This is a genomic window from Flavobacterium longum, from assembly GCF_965137575.1.
GTDB lineage: Bacteria > Bacteroidota > Bacteroidia > Flavobacteriales > Flavobacteriaceae > Flavobacterium > Flavobacterium longum.
Window position 1 is genome coordinate 1 of sequence record NZ_CBCRZJ010000011.1, and the last position, 2,291, is coordinate 2,291.

Consider the following 2,291-nt stretch of genomic DNA (forward strand, 5'->3'; position numbering starts at 1 on the left):
TCTCGAAGTTTTACATCATCTAAAATAACTGTATAGTCAACTTCTAATTTTTCCTCTAATATTTTTAATTTTTCATTTCGAAACGAAACAATGTCTTTTGCAATTTGTATAAGTGAAGCGAAATTGCTTTTAAGATCTATATATGTTGTTACAAGATCTCTTATTTTATTTTCTTCCATGTAGAATGTTGTTCTAAATAACCGCTAACGTTTTGCTTGCATGGGAAGTTGCCGATTCAAGCGAACCGCGTTGTATCGGTGAAGATAAAGATTATTCGTGAGAAGAAAGTAACGGCTGGACAAATAAAGGCAATTTCTTATGCAAGCTGTTACCTGCAGTCTGGGAAACCTTATTTACGCTTTTTCTTTTTTCTTTTGCCACGTTTGTTGAGCCTTGTTTCGACTTCAATATCACTTTCGATAAATTCTTCAAGCTCTTTTCGTCCTAATTGAACTTCTAAATATGCCAAATAAAGATTAGTACAGATATGGTTGTTCACCAATTCCTCAATATGTTCAGGAAATTTTTTTCGCGTTGTCGCTTTTGTGAATCCTTCTTCATTAGAAAACAACTTTTCACCAATTGTTCTACGAACAGTATGATGACGGGAATCTAACAAATCATACATTCTTCCTTGCAAATTTCCAGTTTCACCGACGTAGACAATTTTGTCGTTTTCTTTCATTACATAAACTCCGGCTTCTTCGGGAATAGATTCTGCCCAACGTCTTGTCATAACAATTTGCTGCCAATTATTAGGCTGAAATAATTGACTTTTTAAGTTCTCTAAATATTGTTCAATGTGTACCAAAATGTTGATTTAGATTGCAGGTAACGNTTTGCTTGCATGGGAAGTTGCCGAAGCAAGCGAACTGCGTTGTATCGGTGAAGATAAAAATTATTCGTGAGAAGAAAGTAACGGCCTTAAAAATAAAGGCAATTTCTTGTGCAAGCTGTTACCGCCAGTATTCTAATCTATTTTATAATTCTTGGGAAATTTCATTTCAAACTCTTTCATCACATCTTTGCTGATTCGGTTTGTTATTGTGTAGTTTTCCTTTTCTAAGAATTGAATCATAATTGGATAGCCTAAACGATTATTTACACTAATCAAACCGTTTTGCGAAAAATTATACAAGTTGAAAAGCCAATAGCTATGACTTTTATAACTAGTCAAAGTCATTGTAATGATTTCGTATTTCCCGTCGCCATCGATATCGCGTTCCAGTCGCTCGTTATTAAAATCCATTTTGTCGTCGAAGGAAATTTTTCGAAAATCATTTTTGGCTTTCTGTAAAATGTAAATCACTCGGATGTTTAACGATGCTATCCCGTTACCCATATATGGCGAGATGATTTTGATGTCTTTTAGCCCGTCGCCGTTAAAATCCCCTGTCCGGACTGAGTTCAGCGCAATTGAGGGAAACCCAATATTTTCCTTCCAACATTTAATTTGAGTTTTGCCTTGAAACAATTTAATTTCCGNGTTTTCAAACCAATGGTCTTTATATGAGCTAAGTTGGACAGTCAGTTCGTTTCCATTTGTAAAGAAACTTGGAATTGTCAAAGTGTTTTCTACTTTCTTTCCACTATCATGGGTTTTCCACTCGTTGAACGATTCTGTTTCAATTGCCTTAAATTTTTCGAATGGATATTGCGCCAGTGAAATTAAAGGCATGGTGATTAAAAACATNAATGATAGAAATCTCATGACAATATTGGCGGTAACGGNTGCAGGTTTGTGTCAGTTTGCGATGATTTGGAACTGAGTTCTTTCGGCAACGTGAAAGCAAGTTATGGAAAAAATTGCTCCGGCGATGAAAATGCAGCAAATTGCACAAACCTGCTGTTGTGAGCAGTTTACTTGGCTTGTTTCGTTCTTGGTTTATAAAGTCCACTTAACGTTGCGTTTTCAAATATCATTTCGCCATTGATGAAATTAAAAAATGAAGTCGTCCACATTCCAAGCTGTTTAGTTTCAAAATTGTTTTTTGAAGTTTGAAAACTTTCATTCTCTTCAACGTTCACATAAAATTTTGAATTCTCAAAGGTCAAAGGACTTATTTTAAGTACAACCAAACGCTTTCCGTGCGTTTTATAAATTTGTTTTTGATTTCGTTTACTAACTAAAATAATATTATATCCTTCGATAGTTTTTGGTAAATCAACTAAAATATCCATCCAAAATATATAAAGATTTTCAGAGTCTTTGTTTGGCTTTACAAATCTATCTAAATGTAAATTATGCTGGGTTATATATTCAGTAATTGCTTTTATGTAAAGCTTGTTAT

Annotated in this window: 2 protein-coding genes; both read right to left on the bottom strand. The window is 34.1% G+C overall.

Going from position 1 to position 2,291, the window contains the following annotated elements; translation table 11 throughout:
• Positions 1–349 precede the first annotated feature (349 nt).
• Entirely contained in the window at positions 350–811 is a 462-nt protein-coding gene (locus ACM9J1_RS14310; protein ID WP_415582780.1) for a GIY-YIG nuclease family protein, read from the bottom strand.
• Positions 812–1,860: 1,049 nt separating this feature from the next.
• On the bottom strand, positions 1,861–2,291 hold a 431-nt coding region (locus tag ACM9J1_RS14315), incomplete at its 5' end, for a hypothetical protein (protein ID WP_415582781.1).